The sequence below is a fragment of the Streptomyces sp. NPDC029292 genome (genome assembly GCF_055569295.1).
Genome location: NZ_JBVHXR010000022.1, coordinates 1 through 15,020, shown reverse-complemented (window position 1 = coordinate 15,020; position 15,020 = coordinate 1). Strand labels below are relative to the sequence as shown.

The 15,020-nt window shown below is 70.2% G+C and carries 14 protein-coding genes; 7 read left to right on the top strand and 7 right to left on the bottom strand.

The window, feature by feature from the left end; translation table 11 throughout:
• On the bottom strand, positions 1 to 396 hold the full coding sequence (locus tag ACZ4WS_RS37320; protein ID WP_467987390.1) for a nitroreductase/quinone reductase family protein: 396 nt from the start codon (positions 394 to 396) through the stop codon (positions 1 to 3).
• Between the two features lie 167 nt (positions 397 to 563).
• On the opposite strand from ACZ4WS_RS37320, the gene ACZ4WS_RS37315 reads away from it, so the two are divergent.
• The 3 genes from ACZ4WS_RS37315 to ACZ4WS_RS37305 are packed head-to-tail and all read left to right on the top strand — an operon-like array spanning position 564 to position 3,046.
• Positions 564 to 1,331 (top strand): SDR family oxidoreductase, encoded by a 768-nt coding sequence (locus tag ACZ4WS_RS37315; RefSeq protein WP_467987389.1) that lies wholly within the window; start codon positions 564 to 566, stop codon positions 1,329 to 1,331.
• A 33-nt stretch (positions 1,332 to 1,364) separates the two neighbouring features.
• Complete coding sequence (locus ACZ4WS_RS37310) at positions 1,365 to 2,273, top strand: SDR family NAD(P)-dependent oxidoreductase (RefSeq protein ID WP_467987387.1); 909 nt, start codon at positions 1,365 to 1,367, stop codon at positions 2,271 to 2,273.
• A gap of 56 nt (positions 2,274 to 2,329) precedes the next feature.
• Positions 2,330 to 3,046, top strand: coding sequence for a TetR/AcrR family transcriptional regulator (locus ACZ4WS_RS37305; protein ID WP_467987386.1), 717 nt, complete (start codon positions 2,330 to 2,332; stop codon positions 3,044 to 3,046).
• A gap of 63 nt (positions 3,047 to 3,109) precedes the next feature.
• Here the strand turns inward: ACZ4WS_RS37305 and ACZ4WS_RS37300 are convergent, their stop codons facing one another.
• Positions 3,110 to 4,243, bottom strand: coding sequence for a glutathione-independent formaldehyde dehydrogenase (locus ACZ4WS_RS37300; RefSeq protein WP_467987385.1), 1,134 nt, complete (start codon positions 4,241 to 4,243; stop codon positions 3,110 to 3,112).
• Positions 4,244 to 4,419: 176 nt separating this feature from the next.
• Between ACZ4WS_RS37300 and ACZ4WS_RS37295 the strand changes: the two genes are divergently transcribed.
• Positions 4,420 to 4,611 (top strand): hypothetical protein, encoded by a 192-nt coding sequence (locus ACZ4WS_RS37295; protein ID WP_369247313.1) that lies wholly within the window; start codon positions 4,420 to 4,422, stop codon positions 4,609 to 4,611.
• Between the two features lie 184 nt (positions 4,612 to 4,795).
• On the opposite strand, the gene ACZ4WS_RS37290 is transcribed toward ACZ4WS_RS37295, so the two are convergent.
• Positions 4,796 to 6,340 carry a CehA/McbA family metallohydrolase gene (locus tag ACZ4WS_RS37290; RefSeq protein WP_467987384.1) on the bottom strand — a complete coding sequence of 515 codons (1,545 nt, stop codon included), beginning with the start codon at positions 6,338 to 6,340 and terminating at the stop codon, positions 4,796 to 4,798.
• 297 nt (positions 6,341 to 6,637) lie between these two features.
• On the opposite strand from ACZ4WS_RS37290, the gene ACZ4WS_RS37285 reads away from it, so the two are divergent.
• Positions 6,638 to 9,229, top strand: a complete 2,592-nt coding sequence (locus ACZ4WS_RS37285; RefSeq protein ID WP_467987383.1) for a bifunctional FO biosynthesis protein CofGH — start codon at positions 6,638 to 6,640, stop codon at positions 9,227 to 9,229.
• 203 nt (positions 9,230 to 9,432) lie between these two features.
• Here ACZ4WS_RS37285 and ACZ4WS_RS37280 read toward each other — a convergent pair whose 3' ends face one another.
• Positions 9,433 to 9,786, bottom strand: coding sequence for a hypothetical protein (locus ACZ4WS_RS37280; RefSeq protein WP_467987382.1), 354 nt, complete (start codon positions 9,784 to 9,786; stop codon positions 9,433 to 9,435).
• Positions 9,783 to 10,244, bottom strand: a complete 462-nt coding sequence (locus tag ACZ4WS_RS37275; protein WP_467987380.1) for a prevent-host-death family protein — start codon at positions 10,242 to 10,244, stop codon at positions 9,783 to 9,785. Before ACZ4WS_RS37275 ends, ACZ4WS_RS37280 begins: the two co-directional genes overlap by 4 nt.
• 108 nt (positions 10,245 to 10,352) lie before the next feature.
• On the opposite strand from ACZ4WS_RS37275, the gene ACZ4WS_RS37270 reads away from it, so the two are divergent.
• A complete protein-coding gene (locus ACZ4WS_RS37270) occupies positions 10,353 to 13,655 on the top strand; it encodes a tetratricopeptide repeat protein (protein ID WP_467987379.1) in 3,303 nt (1,100 codons plus the stop codon).
• On the opposite strand, the gene ACZ4WS_RS37265 is transcribed toward ACZ4WS_RS37270, so the two are convergent.
• A complete protein-coding gene (locus tag ACZ4WS_RS37265) occupies positions 13,643 to 13,825 on the bottom strand; it encodes a DUF397 domain-containing protein (RefSeq protein ID WP_467987377.1) in 183 nt (60 codons plus the stop codon). The two genes, ACZ4WS_RS37270 and ACZ4WS_RS37265, sit on opposite strands and share 13 nt — an antisense overlap.
• 129 nt (positions 13,826 to 13,954) lie before the next feature.
• Positions 13,955 to 14,383, bottom strand: coding sequence for an IS200/IS605 family transposase (tnpA, locus tag ACZ4WS_RS37260; protein WP_467987376.1), 429 nt, complete (start codon positions 14,381 to 14,383; stop codon positions 13,955 to 13,957).
• A 50-nt stretch (positions 14,384 to 14,433) separates the two neighbouring features.
• Between tnpA and ACZ4WS_RS37255 the strand changes: the two genes are divergently transcribed.
• Positions 14,434 to 15,020, top strand: a 587-nt coding sequence (locus ACZ4WS_RS37255) for an RNA-guided endonuclease InsQ/TnpB family protein (protein WP_467987374.1), incomplete at its 3' end; no start/stop codon positions are given.

Genomic DNA, 15,020 nt, shown 5'->3' with positions numbered 1-15,020 from the left:
TCAGTCCTCCAAGTCCACCCGCACCGTCAGCAACCGACCCCCCACCGCCCGGACAGCAGCACTGTTCAGCCGGGGCAGCGTCTTCAGACGGGCCCGGGGGTCGTCGTCCGGGAGAAGGTGGGCCGTGCCGCTGTGCCAGCGGCCCCTGATGCGGACGCGAACCCGCGCGTCGGCGCGGATGTTGCGCACGTACTGGGACCTCTCCCCGTATTCGGAGACCAGCCAGAAGGAGTCGCCGACACGACGGCCGCCCACCGGGGTACGGCGGGGCAGGCCGGACTTCCGGCCCGTGGTCTCCAGCACGGTCTGAATCGGCAGACGGCGCAGCACCGGGTTGCCGACGTGCCGCTGGAACGGCGTGACGATCCGGTACTTGAGCTCGGCGTAGCGCGTCATGTGGGGGCCGCCTCTCCTGTTCGTCGCCACTGAAATTACACCGGGCCCGATGGGGGCGGGCGTAGCGATGTTACGGCCGAGGGTAGCGTCGCTAACACATCGGCGTTAGCGTTGCTCCTGTCGGGGGGCGAATCACCGCTACCCCAGCAGTGACAAGGAGCAACGCCATGAGTGAGCGGTACGAGCAGTACGAGCCGTCGAGCACCTCCCCGCGCGTGGCCGTCGTCACCGGCGGATCCCGCGGCATCGGCCGGGAGACCGCCGAGCGACTCGCCGCCGACGGTTACGCCGTCGTCGTGAACTACGCGGGCAACGAGGCCGAGGCCGACAAGGCCGTCGCCGCGATCACCGAGGCCGGCGGCCGGGCGATCGCCGTCCGCGCCGATGTGGCCGAGGAGACCGAGGTGGCCGCCCTCTTCGACGCGGCCGAGTCCGCGTACGGCGGGGTCGACGTCGTTGTGCACGCGGCGGGCGTCATGACCCTCGCCCCGCTCGTCGACCTCGACCTCGACGCCCTCGACCGGATGCACCGCACCAACATCCGCGGCACGTTCGTCGTCGACCAGCAGGCCGCGCGCCGGCTGCGCGCGGGCGGCGCGATCATCAACTTCTCCAGCTCCGTACTGGCGCTCGCGATCCCCGGATACAGCGCGTACGCCGCCACGAAGGGCGCCGTCGAGGCCATGACCCTGATCCTGGCCCGCGAGATGCGCGGCCGGGACATCACCGTCAACGCGGTGGCACCCGGCCCGACCGCCACCGCCCTGTTCCTGGACGGCAAGGACGAGGAGACCGTCGCGCGGATGGCCGCCCAGCCGCCGCTGGAGCGCCTCGGCACCCCCGAGGACATCGCCGGGGTCGTCGCCTTCCTGGCGGGACCGGCCGGGCGCTGGGTCAACGGCCAGGTGGTCCGGGCCAACGGCGGCATCGCGTAAATCCCCCCGATCCTTCACCCCTGGAGTTCCACCATGTCCGTCACAGCCAAGACGATCCTCATCACCGGCGCCGGTTCCGGCTTCGGCGCCCTGTCCGCCCGCGCGCTCGCCCGCGCCGGGCACACGGTCTACGCGGCGATGCGTGACACGGCGGGCCGCAACGCGAGCCGTGTCGCGGAGGCGGCGGCGTACGCCGCCGAGCACCAAGTGGATCTGCGTACGGTCGAACTGGACGTCCTGTCCCAGGAGTCGGCGTACGCCGCCGTCGACACCGTGCTGGCGCAGACCGGCTCGCTGGATGTCGTCGTCCACAACGCGGGCCACATGGTGACCGGCCCGACCGAGGCCTTCACCCCCGAGGAACTGGCCGCGGTTTACGACACCAACGTGCTCGGCACCCAGCGCGTCAACCGGGCCGCGCTGCCGCACCTGCGCGCACAGGGGCACGGGCTGGTGCTGTGGGTCGGCTCCACGTCCAGCAGGGGCGGCACCCCGCCGTATCTCGCGCCGTACTTCGCCGCCAAGGCCGCGATGGACGCGCTCGCCGTCTCGTACGCCGCCGAGCTGGCCCGCTTCGGCATCGAAACGACCATCGTGGTGCCGGGCGCCTTCACCTCCGGCACGAACCACTTCGCCACGGGCGGTCACCCCTCCGAGCAGACCGTGATCCCGGCGTACGAGGAGCGCTACGCGGGCCTGATGGACCAGGTCGGCCAGCGCCTGGCCGCCCTCGCGCCCGCCGACGCGGACGTGTCCCAGGTGGCCGACGCGATCGTCGAGGTCGTCGGCACTCCGCACGGAAAGCGGCCCTTCCGGGTCCACGTCGACCCGTCGAACGACGGTTCCGAGGAGGTCAGCCGGGTCGCGGACCGCATCCGGGCGGAGTTCCTGACGAGGATCGGCCTCGAGGACCTCCTCGCCCCGCACGAGACGGCCGTATGACCAGCCGTGTGACCAGGCACATGACCAGCCGTACGGCCTCGGATAGCGTCGCTCCCGTGAGTACGAAAGCGCGCATTCTCGAAGTGGCGGCCGCCCTGGTCGCGGAGTCCCCGAACGGGGACGTCTCGACCCGGGCGGTCTGCGAGGCCGCCGGGGTCGGTGCCCCGGCGCTCTACCGCCACTTCGGGGACAAGGAGGGCCTGCTGTCGGCGGTCGTCGACCGCGGCTGGGAGAAGTACCTGGCGGCCAAGCGTGAACGTCGACCCGGTACGGACCCGGTGCAGGACCTGCGCGACGGCTGGGACTCGCACACCGAGTTCGCACTCCAGAACCCGAACCTCTACCGCCTCATGAACTCCCCGGCCATGCGTACGCCGCCGGCCGCGGCCCTGGAGTCCCACGAGATCCTCACCGCGGACCTTCGGCGAGCCGCCGAACAGGGCAAGTTGCGCCTCGCCCCGGAGCTGGCCGCCCAGATCATCTTGTCCGCCAATGTCGGCGTCGCCCTGATGCTGGTCTCCCGCCCGTCGACCTTCACCGACCGGACGGTCTCCCGCCGGGTACGGGACGCGGTACATGCGGTGGTCTTCACCCCGGACGTGACGCAATCCCGTACGCCGTCCACGAGCGCCCCGGCCGAAACCGGCGTCCCCGCCACCGCGACCCGCCTGGGCGCCCTCCTGCGCCAGACCCCGAGCCCGGCCTTCACCCCGGCCGAGGGCGCCCTGCTCTCCGAGTGGCTGGACCGCCTCTCGAACACGCCGCCCGAGTAGGGCCGGGGGTGAGGGACACCCCCGGGTGGGCCTGTCGCACCCGGGGGTGTGTACGTGCCGGATCTACGGGTGCAGCACCACCTTTGTGTAGCCCTCGATCCGCTTGTCGAACTTGTCGTAGGCCGACGAGGCCTGGTGCAGCGGCAGTTCGTGGGAGACGACGAAGCTGGGCTTCGCCCGGCCTTCGATGATCATGTCTCGCAGGTACCGGTTGTAGCGCTTCACGTTGCACTGCCCGGTACCCATCCGCAGGCCCTTCTCGAAGAGCTTGCCGATCGAGACGGAGAGCATGCCGTGTTTGGCCTGATCGTCCGGGCCTCCGGGGTCGGACGGGACGTAGAGGCCTGGCACGCCGAGCGCTCCGGTGGCTCGGACCGTGCCGACGAGCGAGTTCAGGACGGTCGCCGGTTCCTCTTGGTCTGTGCCGCGCGCCATCGCCTGGTAGCCGACGGCGTCAACGCCCTTGTCCGTGCCGATGCCCTCGGTCTGGTCCTTGATCTGCTCGATCGGGTCGCCCTCGGCGAAGTTGATCGGAACCGCGCCTATCTCCTCGGCCTTCTGCAGCCGCTCGGGGACCCGGTCCACGACGAACACCTTCTTCGCGCCGCGGAGCAGCGCCGAGTAGGCGGCCATGAGACCAACGGGCCCACCGCCGTACACCGCGACGCTCTCGCCAGGGCGGACCTGGGCGAGTTCGCAGCCGTGGTAGCCGGTGGGGAAGATGTCGGCGAGCAATATGAAATCGCTCTCGTGCTCGTTTCCCTGCGGCAGTTTCAGGCAGTTGAAGTCGGCGTAGGGAACGCGCAGGTATTCGGCCTGGCCGCCCGTCCAGGGCCCCATGGCGACATAGCCGTAAGCTCCGCCCGCGAAACCGGGATTGACGGTCTGACAGAATCCGGTGAATCCCTCGACACAGTTGGTGCAGAACCCGCAGGCGACATTGAAGGGCACGACCACGCGGTCGCCTTCCTTGAGCGCGGTGACGCCCTGGCCGAGTTCCTCGATGATTCCCATGTTCTCGTGCCCGAAGACAATTCCGGGCTCGGCGGCGGTGCGGCCCTCGTACATGTGCAGATCGGAGCCGCATATCGCGGTTGAGGTGATCCGTATGATCACATCGTTCGGATGCTGAATGCTCGGCTTTTCAACGTCTTCGACCGCAACGGTGAACGGTCCTTTGTAAACGACGGCTTTCATGACTGCCACCTCCGCTCGGTGACGCACGTGTCTATGTGCCACGCGCCCGCCCCGTTTTTGCCGCGTGACCTATCTCTCATGATTCTCCGGCCTGCTCGATAGGACAACCCGGTAATATCTGAATGAATAATCAACTGCCGCCGTACCGAGAAATCGATGGAGAGCGAGGGCAAGACGTGCCAGCACAGAGACTGGGAACCCTGCTTGTCCCCGTACCGGGGCTCTCCGGCACCACCTACCCGCCAGGGACGACCGTGACTGTCCGCGGTCGAGGCGCGACTGTCGACGCCTTCGTCAACGGCGACTGGCTTCCTTTGTCGTGGTGGGAATTCTCCGACGGCCTCCGCGAGGACATCGCCGACCGCTGACACCTCCCGCGCCACCCATGGCTCCGCACCGGACGCCGTGCGATGGCACTCCTGTCCGGGCCTGTGGACGCTGGAAGCCTGAGCTGCCGCCCACCCTCCGCAGCCGCTCGGCCGGCCCGGGGACCCCTCACCCGCGGCCCCCGTGGCCACTTCCGGACCGCTCAACCGCGGCTGCTCCTGAGTGTTACTCCTGCTCCCCGGGCGCCCCCAGGAAAATCGGATTCGTGAACGCCGCCAACGGCCCCGGCAGCGGGCCCACCGCCACCTCGTGCCGCAGTTCCGCTCGTACGTACGCCGCGTACGCCGCCGTCGTCTGCCATTCGGCCGTGCCGGAGCCGGAGACCGGCAGGGGCGCGCTGGTGAAGAGGACGCCCTGGTCGGTGACGAAACGGATCGTGCAGCGGGGGGCGCCGGTGGCCGCCAGCCGGATGGTGACCGGGGTGTCCTTGTCCACGCGGAGGCGTTCGCCGATGCCCGCGTGTTCGCCCTTGGGGCCGGATGCCGTGAAGGTGAGGGAGACCAGCTTCGACTCGGCCACGTAGGAGCGGCCGGCGCGGATGCCGGCCTGGATGGCCTCGCGGGTCAGGTCATCGGCGAGGACGACCGTCTGGGGGGTGCCGATCGGGTCGGGGTCCCGGTGGGCGTCGCTGTTGCCCATCGCCGGGATCCAGTCGCGGCCGGAGCGCACGGCGGCGACCAGCGTGTTGTCCCACTCGGCGAGGGACACCTCGTCGTCGGGGGTGAACGGGCCGTTCCACACCTCGACCGCGTCCGCCTCCCCGAAGCCGAACTTCCAGCCGCAGCCGATGCAGGTGGCGTGCGGATGGGCGGGCACGACGAGGCCCCCGGCGTGGCGGATCTGGCGGGCGTACTTGCCGAAGCGGTTGTCGCGGGCCCGGTAGCGCCAGTCGACGAAGGTGCCCGGGTCCGTGCCGAGCGCCAGGACGTGGCCGTTCCTCGTCGTCACCTCCTCGCCGAGCATGATCAGGAGGTCGTCGCCCGCCTGGTCCGCCCAATGCGGGTGCGAGGAGTGCGTGTTGTGCTCGGAGGTGTTGATGAAGTCCAGCCCTGCCGCGCGGGCCAGCGCCGCGATCTCCGCGGGGGTGCGGCGGCCGTCCGAGTACCAGGAGTGCAGATGGCAGTCGCCGCGGTACCAGTCACGGCCGCGGCCCTTCGCCCGCGACGGGGGGTACACCGGGGCCGGGGTCGCGTCCTGCTCCCCGTACGTCAGCGTGATCGTGACCTCGTACGGCAGGCCCTGCGGCGCCACCGTGTACGGGCCGAGCGCGATGTGCCAGGTGCCGGGCTTGATGAGACCCGGGAGGTAGCCCGGGGTCGCGTCGTCCGCCCGGACGAAGAACTCGGTGCGCGCCCCGCCCGACCAGCCGCGGAAGCCCCGGCCTCCCAGCTCCGTGCCGCGCTCGTCGAAGAGGCCGATGTCGAGGGCGTTGCCCGCGGTGCCGGCCGGGACGGACGGCTTCTCGTAGGTGTAGGCGACGTGGATCTCCCGCACCCCGTGCGGGACTTCGACCGGGAGGTACACGAAGTCCGGCGAACCGGTGGGCAGGGTGCCGCGCACCGTCCGGGTCTCCGAACCGCTCGTCCGGCTCCCGGATCCGTCGTCGGCCGCGGCTCCGCTCGCGAAGGTCACGCTTCCCAACGTAAGGGCGGCGACCGCTCCCGTCACGAACAGGGACCGTCTGTCGATGCCGTGGTCGTCCTCGCGCATGCTGCTGCTCCCAGGGTGTCGTGAGTGACAAGGTTGACGCAGGGGTGGTGCACGGGTGGTGCAGGCGTTGCACAGGGGTTGGCGCGGGGGGTGGCGCAGGGTGTGACCCGTACAACCCTGGTATTCAGCGGTGAACTGTGGTGCAAGGGAAGGGAATCGTCGGCTTTCGGGGAAGCGGCGCCGCACCGGGACCCGACCGCTCCCGCGCCACCAGTGGCAATCTGTAACGATCTGCCCGCCCGGAGGAATACGCCCGCGCCCTGTAATGCCTGATCACCGCGATCGTATGCTCGAAGGATGACGACTAGCGCGACTCCCGGAACCGGGCCGACGGCGAACTCCATGCGGCGCGCGCTGAGGCGTGCGCGGGACGGCGTCGCGCTCGACGTCACCGAGGCGGCGGTGCTGCTCCAGGCGCGCGGCGAGGACCTCGAGGACCTCACCGCCTCCGCCGCGCGGGTGCGTGACGCGGGCCTGGAGGCGGCGGGCCGCGCCGGCGTCATCACATACTCGAAGAGCGTCTTCATCCCGCTCACCCGGCTGTGCCGGGACAAATGCCACTACTGCACCTTCGTCACCGTGCCGGGCAAGCTGCGCCGGGCGGGCCACGGGATGTTCATGTCCCCGGACGAGGTCCTCGACATCGCCCGCCGGGGTGCCGAACTGGGCTGCAAGGAAGCCCTGATCACCCTCGGCGACAAGCCGGAGGACCGCTGGCCGGAGGCGCGCGAGTGGCTGGACGCGCACGGGTACGACGACACGATCGCGTACGTACGCGCCATCTCCATCCGCATCCTGGAGGAGACGGGGCTGCTGCCGCACCTCAACCCGGGCGTCATGTCCTGGACCGACTTCCAGCGGCTCAAGCCGGTGGCCCCGTCGATGGGCATGATGCTGGAGACGACCGCGACCCGGCTGTGGAGCGAGCCGGGCGGCCCGCACTACGGATCGCCCGACAAGGAACCGGCGGTCCGGCTGCGGGTCCTGGAGGACGCGGGCCGCTCCTCCGTCCCCTTCACCAGCGGCCTGCTGATCGGCATCGGCGAGACGTACGAGGAGCGCGCCGACTCCCTCTTCGCGCTGCGCCGGGTGTCGCGGTCGTACCACGGCATCCAGGAACTGATCATCCAGAACTTCCGGGCCAAGCCGGACACCGCGATGCGCGGGATGCCGGACGCGGAGCTGGACGAACTGGTCGCCACGGTCGCGGTGGCCCGGCACATCATGGGCCCGGCGGCCTGCCTCCAGGCGCCGCCGAACCTGGTGGACTCCGAGTACGGGCGGCTGATCGGCGCGGGCATCGACGACTGGGGCGGGGTCTCGCCGCTGACGATCGACCACGTGAACCCCGAGCGCCCGTGGCCGCAGATCGAGCAGCTCGCCGAGCAGTCCAGGGCCGCGGGCTTCGCACTGCGTGAACGCCTCTGCGTCTACCCGGAGTTCGTGCAGCGCGGTGAGCCCTGGCTGGACCCGCGGCTGCTGCCGCACGTGCGGGCGCTGGCCGACCCGGAGACCGGTCTCGCCCGCGAGGACGCCGTCGTGGAGGGGCACCCCTGGCAGGAGCCGGAGGAGGCGTTCACCGCGTCGGGCCGTACGGATCTGCACGTGTCGATCGACACCGAGGGCCGGACGTCCGACCGCCGCGACGACTACGAAGAGGTGTACGGCGACTGGGAGGCGCTGCGGGAGGCGGCCGCGCCCGGGATGGTGCCGTCCCGTATCGACACGGACGTACGCGCGGCGCTGGCGACGGCGGCCGACGACCCCACGAAGCTCACCGACGACGAGGCCCTCGCCCTGCTGCACGCGGACGGCCCGGCCCTGGACGCCCTCACCCGCATCGCGGACGACGTCCGCAAGTCGGCGGTCGGCGACGACGTCACGTACATCGTCACGCGGAACATCAACTTCACGAACGTCTGCTACACCGGCTGCCGCTTCTGCGCCTTCGCCCAGCGCCGCACGGACGCCGACGCGTACACCCTGTCGCTGGACCAGGTCGCGGACCGGGCCCAGCAGGCCTGGGACGTCGGGGCGGTCGAGGTCTGCATGCAGGGCGGCATCCACCCGGACCTGCCCGGCACGGCGTACTTCGACATCGCGCGCGCGGTGAAGTCCCGCGTCCCCGGCATGCACGTGCACGCCTTCTCCCCGATGGAGGTGGTGAACGGCGCGACCCGCACCGGGCTGTCGATCCGCGAATGGCTGACGGCGGCGAAGGAAGCGGGCCTGGACTCGATCCCGGGCACGGCGGCGGAGATCCTCGACGACGAGGTGCGGTGGGTCCTGACCAAGGGCAAGCTGCCCACGGCCACCTGGATCGAAGTGATCACCACCGCGCACGAGCTCGGCATCCGCTCCTCCTCGACCATGATGTACGGCCATGTGGACCAGCCCCGCCACTGGCTCGGCCACTTCCGCACCCTCTCCCGCATCCAGCAACAGACCGGCGGCTTCACGGAGTTCGTGACCCTCCCCTTCATCCACACCAACGCCCCGGTCTACCTGGCCGGCATCGCCCGCCCCGGCCCGACGACCCGCGACAACCGCGCGGTCATGGCGATGGCCCGCCTCCTCCTCCACCCGCACATCCCCAACATCCAGACCAGCTGGGTCAAGCTCGGCACGGACGGCGCGGCCGAAATGCTCCGCTCCGGCGCCAACGACCTCGGCGGCACGCTCATGGAGGAGACCATCTCCCGGATGGCGGGCTCGTCCTACGGCTCCTACAAGTCGGTCAAGGACCTGATCGCGGTCGCGGAGGCGGCTGGGCGTCCGGCCAAGCCGCGGACGACGTTGTACGGGGAGGTGGCGGGGGAGCGGCAGCGGGCAGCTGCGGCTTCGGACGGCCATCTGCCGGAACTGCTGCCGGTGTTGGAATCCCCGTGAGTACGGGATCAGTGCGATCGCCCGGGCCGAGGAGCTGTGCCTCTCACGGGTGAGGTGGGCGCAAGAGCGGTTCTGATTTCCCGTGCGGCCAGGGCGGTCACGGGGTACGTCGACGAGAGGCGCGGGCCATCAGGGTGCCCAGGCTGCCGGGGTCGGAATGACGTTCCTGGTGCGGAAGTTGGAGCATCTCGCCCGGTGGCAAGCTACTCGGTGTCCTTGGGGTGGCGGGTCGACGCGTGCACGAGGTGGACGGTGCGGCGTGCTTCGTCGACGAGATAGCGCACGCGACCGCCTGCCGTGACCTCGTACTCCCACTGGGGATACTCCTGGCCGCCAAGGTTGCCCGTGGCCAACCGGCCGCGCAGCCGGTGCTGACGGTCGGGATCCGCTCGGGACAGCGGGTCGCCGCGCAGCGCCTCGAAGCAGCGCCGAGTGTTGCCCGGCGCCTCCGCTCCCAGCTCGCCCCATCCCTTCGCCGCCTCGTTCGTCGCGAATCGCAGGCGCCATTCCTCGCCCACCGGCGGCGGCGCGACGTCGTCGCCTCGCTTCGGGCTCACGGCGCGGTCACCTCGCCGTGGTCCTCGTCCGGCCGCCGACGGGTGAGCTGCGCGGTGAGCTCGGGGTCGGCGAGGACACGTGCCGTCGCGCGCCATTCCACGACGACTCGGTGGAGATTGCCATGGACGTCCAACTGGGCCGCGTCGTACGTGGCCTCGATGAGCTCGGCGACGAACTCCTTCAGCTCGTCCGCCGACAGATGGCGAACCCACGGAAAGACTGAGGGAAGCGCCCGCAGTATGGCCCGCTCACCGGCATCGCTGCGCACGAGGGCGGCGAGAAGGCGGGCCGTGATGTCCGCTGTCTCCTCGCGCTGCTGGTCATGGCGTGCCGTCGTCAGGTAGAGATCCTCGCCGTCCCGGCGCGTGATGTGTACACGCTGAGCCTGGTCGAGCGTGTCCGCGACACGCTTCGAGTTCTTCGAGAGCTCGGAGAAGGCGACCGTGGGAGTGGACATGACCCGAGGGTACTTCGGAACGTATTCCGAAGTCAATCGTCGAGTGTCTGTCCGGGCGCTCGAGCCCTCTGCCAGAATTCAGTCGGACCGGCTACGGGGGTGGGGCGGATGGGGACGACGCGGCCGTCGATGCAGGAGCTGATCAAGGGTCGCAGGCGGCGCGGCTTTGTCGGCCGGGGCGCCGAACGGGCCGCGTTCCGGGAGAACTTCGAGCTGCCGCCGGAGGATGAGCGGCACCGGTTCCTGTTCCATGTGCACGGCAACGCCGGGGTCGGAAAGACCTTCCTGGTAAGGGAGTTGGAGCAGCTCGCGCAGGAGCGCGGGGCGCTCACCGCGTACGTCGACGAGAGCGTGGGCAGCGTGCCCGAGGCGATGGCGGCGATCAGCGACCGGTTCGCGCGGCAGGGGCACCGGTTCAAGGAGCTCGACCGGCTGCTGGCCACCCATCGGGAGCGGCGCCACGAGGCGGATGCGGTGGTCGCGCTCGAACCGGAGATGGATGGGCCCTCGGCGGGCAGCATGGCGGTGGCGCGGGCCGGGCTGGTCGGGCTGGGCATGGTGCCGGGGGTGGGCGCCTTCGCCGGAGCTTTCGACACGTCCCAACTCGCCCAGGGCGCCGACCGGGTGAGGGCAAGCCTCAGCGCGCGTTTCCGCAATCAGGAGGACGTGCAGCTGGTCCTGTCCCCGGAGCGCGTGCTCACGCCCGTGCTGTTGAGCGAGCTGTCCGACGCGGCGTCCGGGGCACCGTGGATCGTCCTGTTCTTCGACACGTACGAGCGGACGGGACCGTTCCTCGACGGATGGCTGCATGAGGTGATGACGAGTGACCGGCACGGCACCCTGCCGGCCACCGTCGTGATGGTGACGGCCGGCCAACGTCCCTTCGACACCGCCCGCTGGGGCGCCTTCGCCGATTTCATGACGGATGTACCTCTAGGGCCGTTCACAGAGGCGGAGGCCCGTGGGCTGCTGGCGGACAAAGGCGTCGTGGCCGAGCCTGTGGTGGAGGAGGTGCTACGCCTCACGGGTGGACTGCCCCTGCTGGTCTCGACCCTGGCCGAGCAGCGTCCCACCGACCCGGGCGACGTGGGCGACCCCAGCGCCACGGCCGTCGAACGCTACCTGAAGTGGGAGCAGGATCCCGTACGCCAGTCGGTGGCACTCGCGTGTGCCCTGCCCCGGCGCTTGGACATGGACGTGTTCCGGGCGGCCGTGGACTGCCCGGACGAGGAGGCCGACGCGCTCTTCGGTTGGCTGCGCGGGCTGGCGTTCGTGGACGATCGCAGTGACCGGCTGCGGTATCACGACCTGGTACGTGAGCCGATGCTCCGGTTGCAGAGACACCGTTCTCCGCGGGGGTGGGTCGAGCGGCACGAGAGGCTCGCGGGTGTGTTGGGCCGTTGGCGCGAGGAGGCGGCGCGCGGCCTGCGGCCTTATGCGGAATGGGCGCACGGGCAGTGGTGTGAGCTGCGGCTGGAGGAGATGTATCACTCGTTGTGTGCCCGCCCGTTCTCGGCGCTCCCCGGAGTGCTGCGGGACCTGATCGGAGTCTGCGGGACGGATCACGGGACCGGTCGGCACTGGGCGCGCATGCTGGAGGAGGCGGGGGCCGCCGCCGACGCGCCGGACCTGAAGGACTTCGGTCGTCGCCTGGGCGAGGCCCTCGCGGACGACGAGGCCGGGGTGACCAAGGCGATGGATCTGTTTCTGGCCCACTCCGGGACGACCGTGCGGGACCGGGCGCTGGCGCACACGCTGCGGGGGAGCGAGCTGCACTACGCCGGGGAGGACCGGCAGGCTCTGAGCGAGTGCGATCGGGCGGTCGAATTCGATCCGGATCTGGATCTGGCCCACGTCAACCGTGGTGTCGCCCAACGGTCTCTGGGCGACTTCCCGGCGGCTCTGGCCGCCTTCGACCGTGCCGGAGAACTGGCTCCTCATGACGGGCGGGTCATTGCGGCCCGCGGCGAGACGTATCGGCTGGCAGGCCGGTTCGAGGAGGCTGTCGCCGACTTCGACCGGGCCGTCACACTCGATCCGACCGATTCCGGTGCCCTGGCCTCCAGGGGCGTCTGCCGGCACGCGCTCGGGCTGCCGGACGAGGCGCTCGCCGACTTCGACCGCGCTCTGCGCATCGACGAGGACTACCTCTGGCCGCTGGTGCGCAGGGCTCGCCTGCACGCCGACATGGAGGAGTGGGACAAGGCGTTCGCCGACCTGGACCGGGCGGCCCGTCTCTCGCCCGACTCGGCCTGGGTCGCGTCGGAACGGGGAGAGGCCTATCGGCTTGCAGGCCGCTTCGAGGAGACCGTCACCGAACTCGACCGAGCCGTCTCCCTCATGCCCGACTACCCTTCGGCCCTCGCGGGCCGTGGGGCCGCCCACCACGAACTGGGCCGTGACGAGGAGGCTCTGGCCGACCTGAACCGCGCTGTCGGGTTGGAGCCGGACTACTCCTGGGCCCTGCTGAGGCGGGCGCGGGTCAAGCGCCGACTGCACGACCGGGACGGCATGTTCGAGGATCTCCGGCGTGCGGTCGCGGCGAGCCCCGGAGCCAACTGGATCGAGACCGAGCTGGGTGACGCCTACCGGATCGCGGGCAGACACCAGGAGGCGATCGATGTCTTCCATCGCGTGGTGGAACGCGATCCCGGCAACGCCTCGGCGTTGGCCAGTCTTGGCGCATCGCACCGTGCCCTGAGGAACCACATCGAGGCACTGGCATTTCTGGACCGCGCCCTGGCGGCGAGTCCGGACTACGCGTGGGCGTACGACCAGCGGGCGCGTGTCTTCCTGGCGACCGGGCGGACCGACCAGGCCGTGGCCGACTGGGACCGGTGCCTCACCCTGGACGGGGCCCTGGACACGGCCCGCAGCAACGCCATCGAGGCGCTGATCCACAGCGGCCGATGGGACGAGGCGCTGGCCCGGCTGGCCGATGCGGAGCGGGCGGCCGACCCGGACGACGACCTCGACTACCTACGCGTCGTGACCTTCCGGCACACCGGGCAGTGGGCACAGGCCCGACGCCTCGCCGAACGGATCCGCGCGGAGGACGTGGTGCCGGGCACGTTCCAGCTGGCGATGATCGACAGCAGGTCCCGGGGACTGGAGGCCGCGGAACCCCTGTGGCGTGAACTGGCACAGGTCCTGGACACGGGCGAAGCGGACGAGGCGACGCGCCTTACGGGTCGGTGCATCGTCGGCTGCGCCCTCGCCGACTGGGACGCGGCCGACCGGGGACTGGCCGAAGTCCTGGCCTTGGAGCCCGCCTGGGACGACCTCGCGGACCTCGTCGACACCTTCACCGACCTGCTGCACAGCCCCGGCGCCGTCTCCTCCGGACTCTCCCTCTGCCTTGCGGCGGTCACATCGGCCCGCGACGCCATCCGGGCGCGTTACGCGGAATGACCCGCGAACTCCACGAACTCGACCCAGGCGCCGTCCGTGAAGGCGAGCTGTGCGCTCAGCCTGTCCTTGGAGTCGCGCACATGGACGGTGGCATCGGCGGTGGCTATCGCGACCTCGACGCAATCGGGCGGGCTGCGCGAGTTCGACCTCTTGGGAGGCCGAGGCTTCATCAGCTTCCTCGCCGTGCCGCGCCATCCCTTGTTCTTCGCAGGGAATCCCGGCCTTTAGGCCGGGCGGGAATGCGATCCTCGGCCCGGAGGCGCGAAGCGCCGGAGATCTCTGCGCCTGCGTGGTGACGGTCAGGCTGGGCGCTTCTGGTTCTCGATGTAGTCCTTGACGATGCTCAGCGGTGCGCCGCCGCAGGACCCGGCGAAGTAGGACGGGGACCAGAACACCGAGCCCGTGTCGATCCGGTTGATCCGGCCGGTGTACTCCGCTCGCAGGTATCGGGAGCTGACGCCCTTGAGGCTGTTGACGAGCTTGGACAGGGCGACCTTCGGTGGGTAGTGCACGAGCAGGTGGACGTGATCGTGCTCGCCGTTGAACTCGCGCAGTTCCGCGCCGAAGCTCTCGCACACGTCGCGCATGATCTCCTCGCAGCGTGTCAGCATCTCGCCGTTGAAGATTTCACGCCGGTACTTCGTGACGAACACCAAGTGTGCGTGGAGGTGGTAGATGACGTGGTTTCCGCGTCTGATATTGGGATCTGGTTCCCAGCGTGGTGACATACGCCAAGGGTAGTATGATCGAGTAAACTCGACCGGAGGGGGTGGGCTGGATGATCCGTGCGTACAAGTTCCTCATGCGGCCCACCGTCCGGCAGGGCCAGGCACTCGGCGAGATGCTGCGGGATCACTGCTCCCTCTACAACGGGGCGTTGCAGGAACGCCGCGACGCCTACCAGCACGTCTCGAAGACCACCGTCAAGTACGGGATGCAGTCCGCGCAGCTCAAGGAGATCCGGGCGTTCGACCTGGAGCGTCACGGCCGCTGGTCGTTCAGTTCGCAGCAGGCCACCTTGCGCCGTCTCGACAAAGCGTTCGCCGCGTTCTTCCGCCGGGTCACGTCCGGCGACACCCCGGGCTACCCGCGCTTTCGCGGGGTGAACTGGTTCGACACGGTGGACTTCCCGAAGGACGGGGACGGCTGCCGGTGGAACTCCACCCCGCACAACCCCGTCACCCGCGTCCGCTTCCAGGGCGTCGGCCACGTCAAGGTCAACCAGCACCGCGCCGTGGTCGGCAGGATCAAGACCGTGTCGGTGAAGCGCGAGGGCCGTAAGTGGTTCGTCGTGCTCAGCGCCGAGCAGGACCAGCCCGAACCACTGCCCGCGACCGGCTCCGTGGCCGGCATCGACCTGGGCAT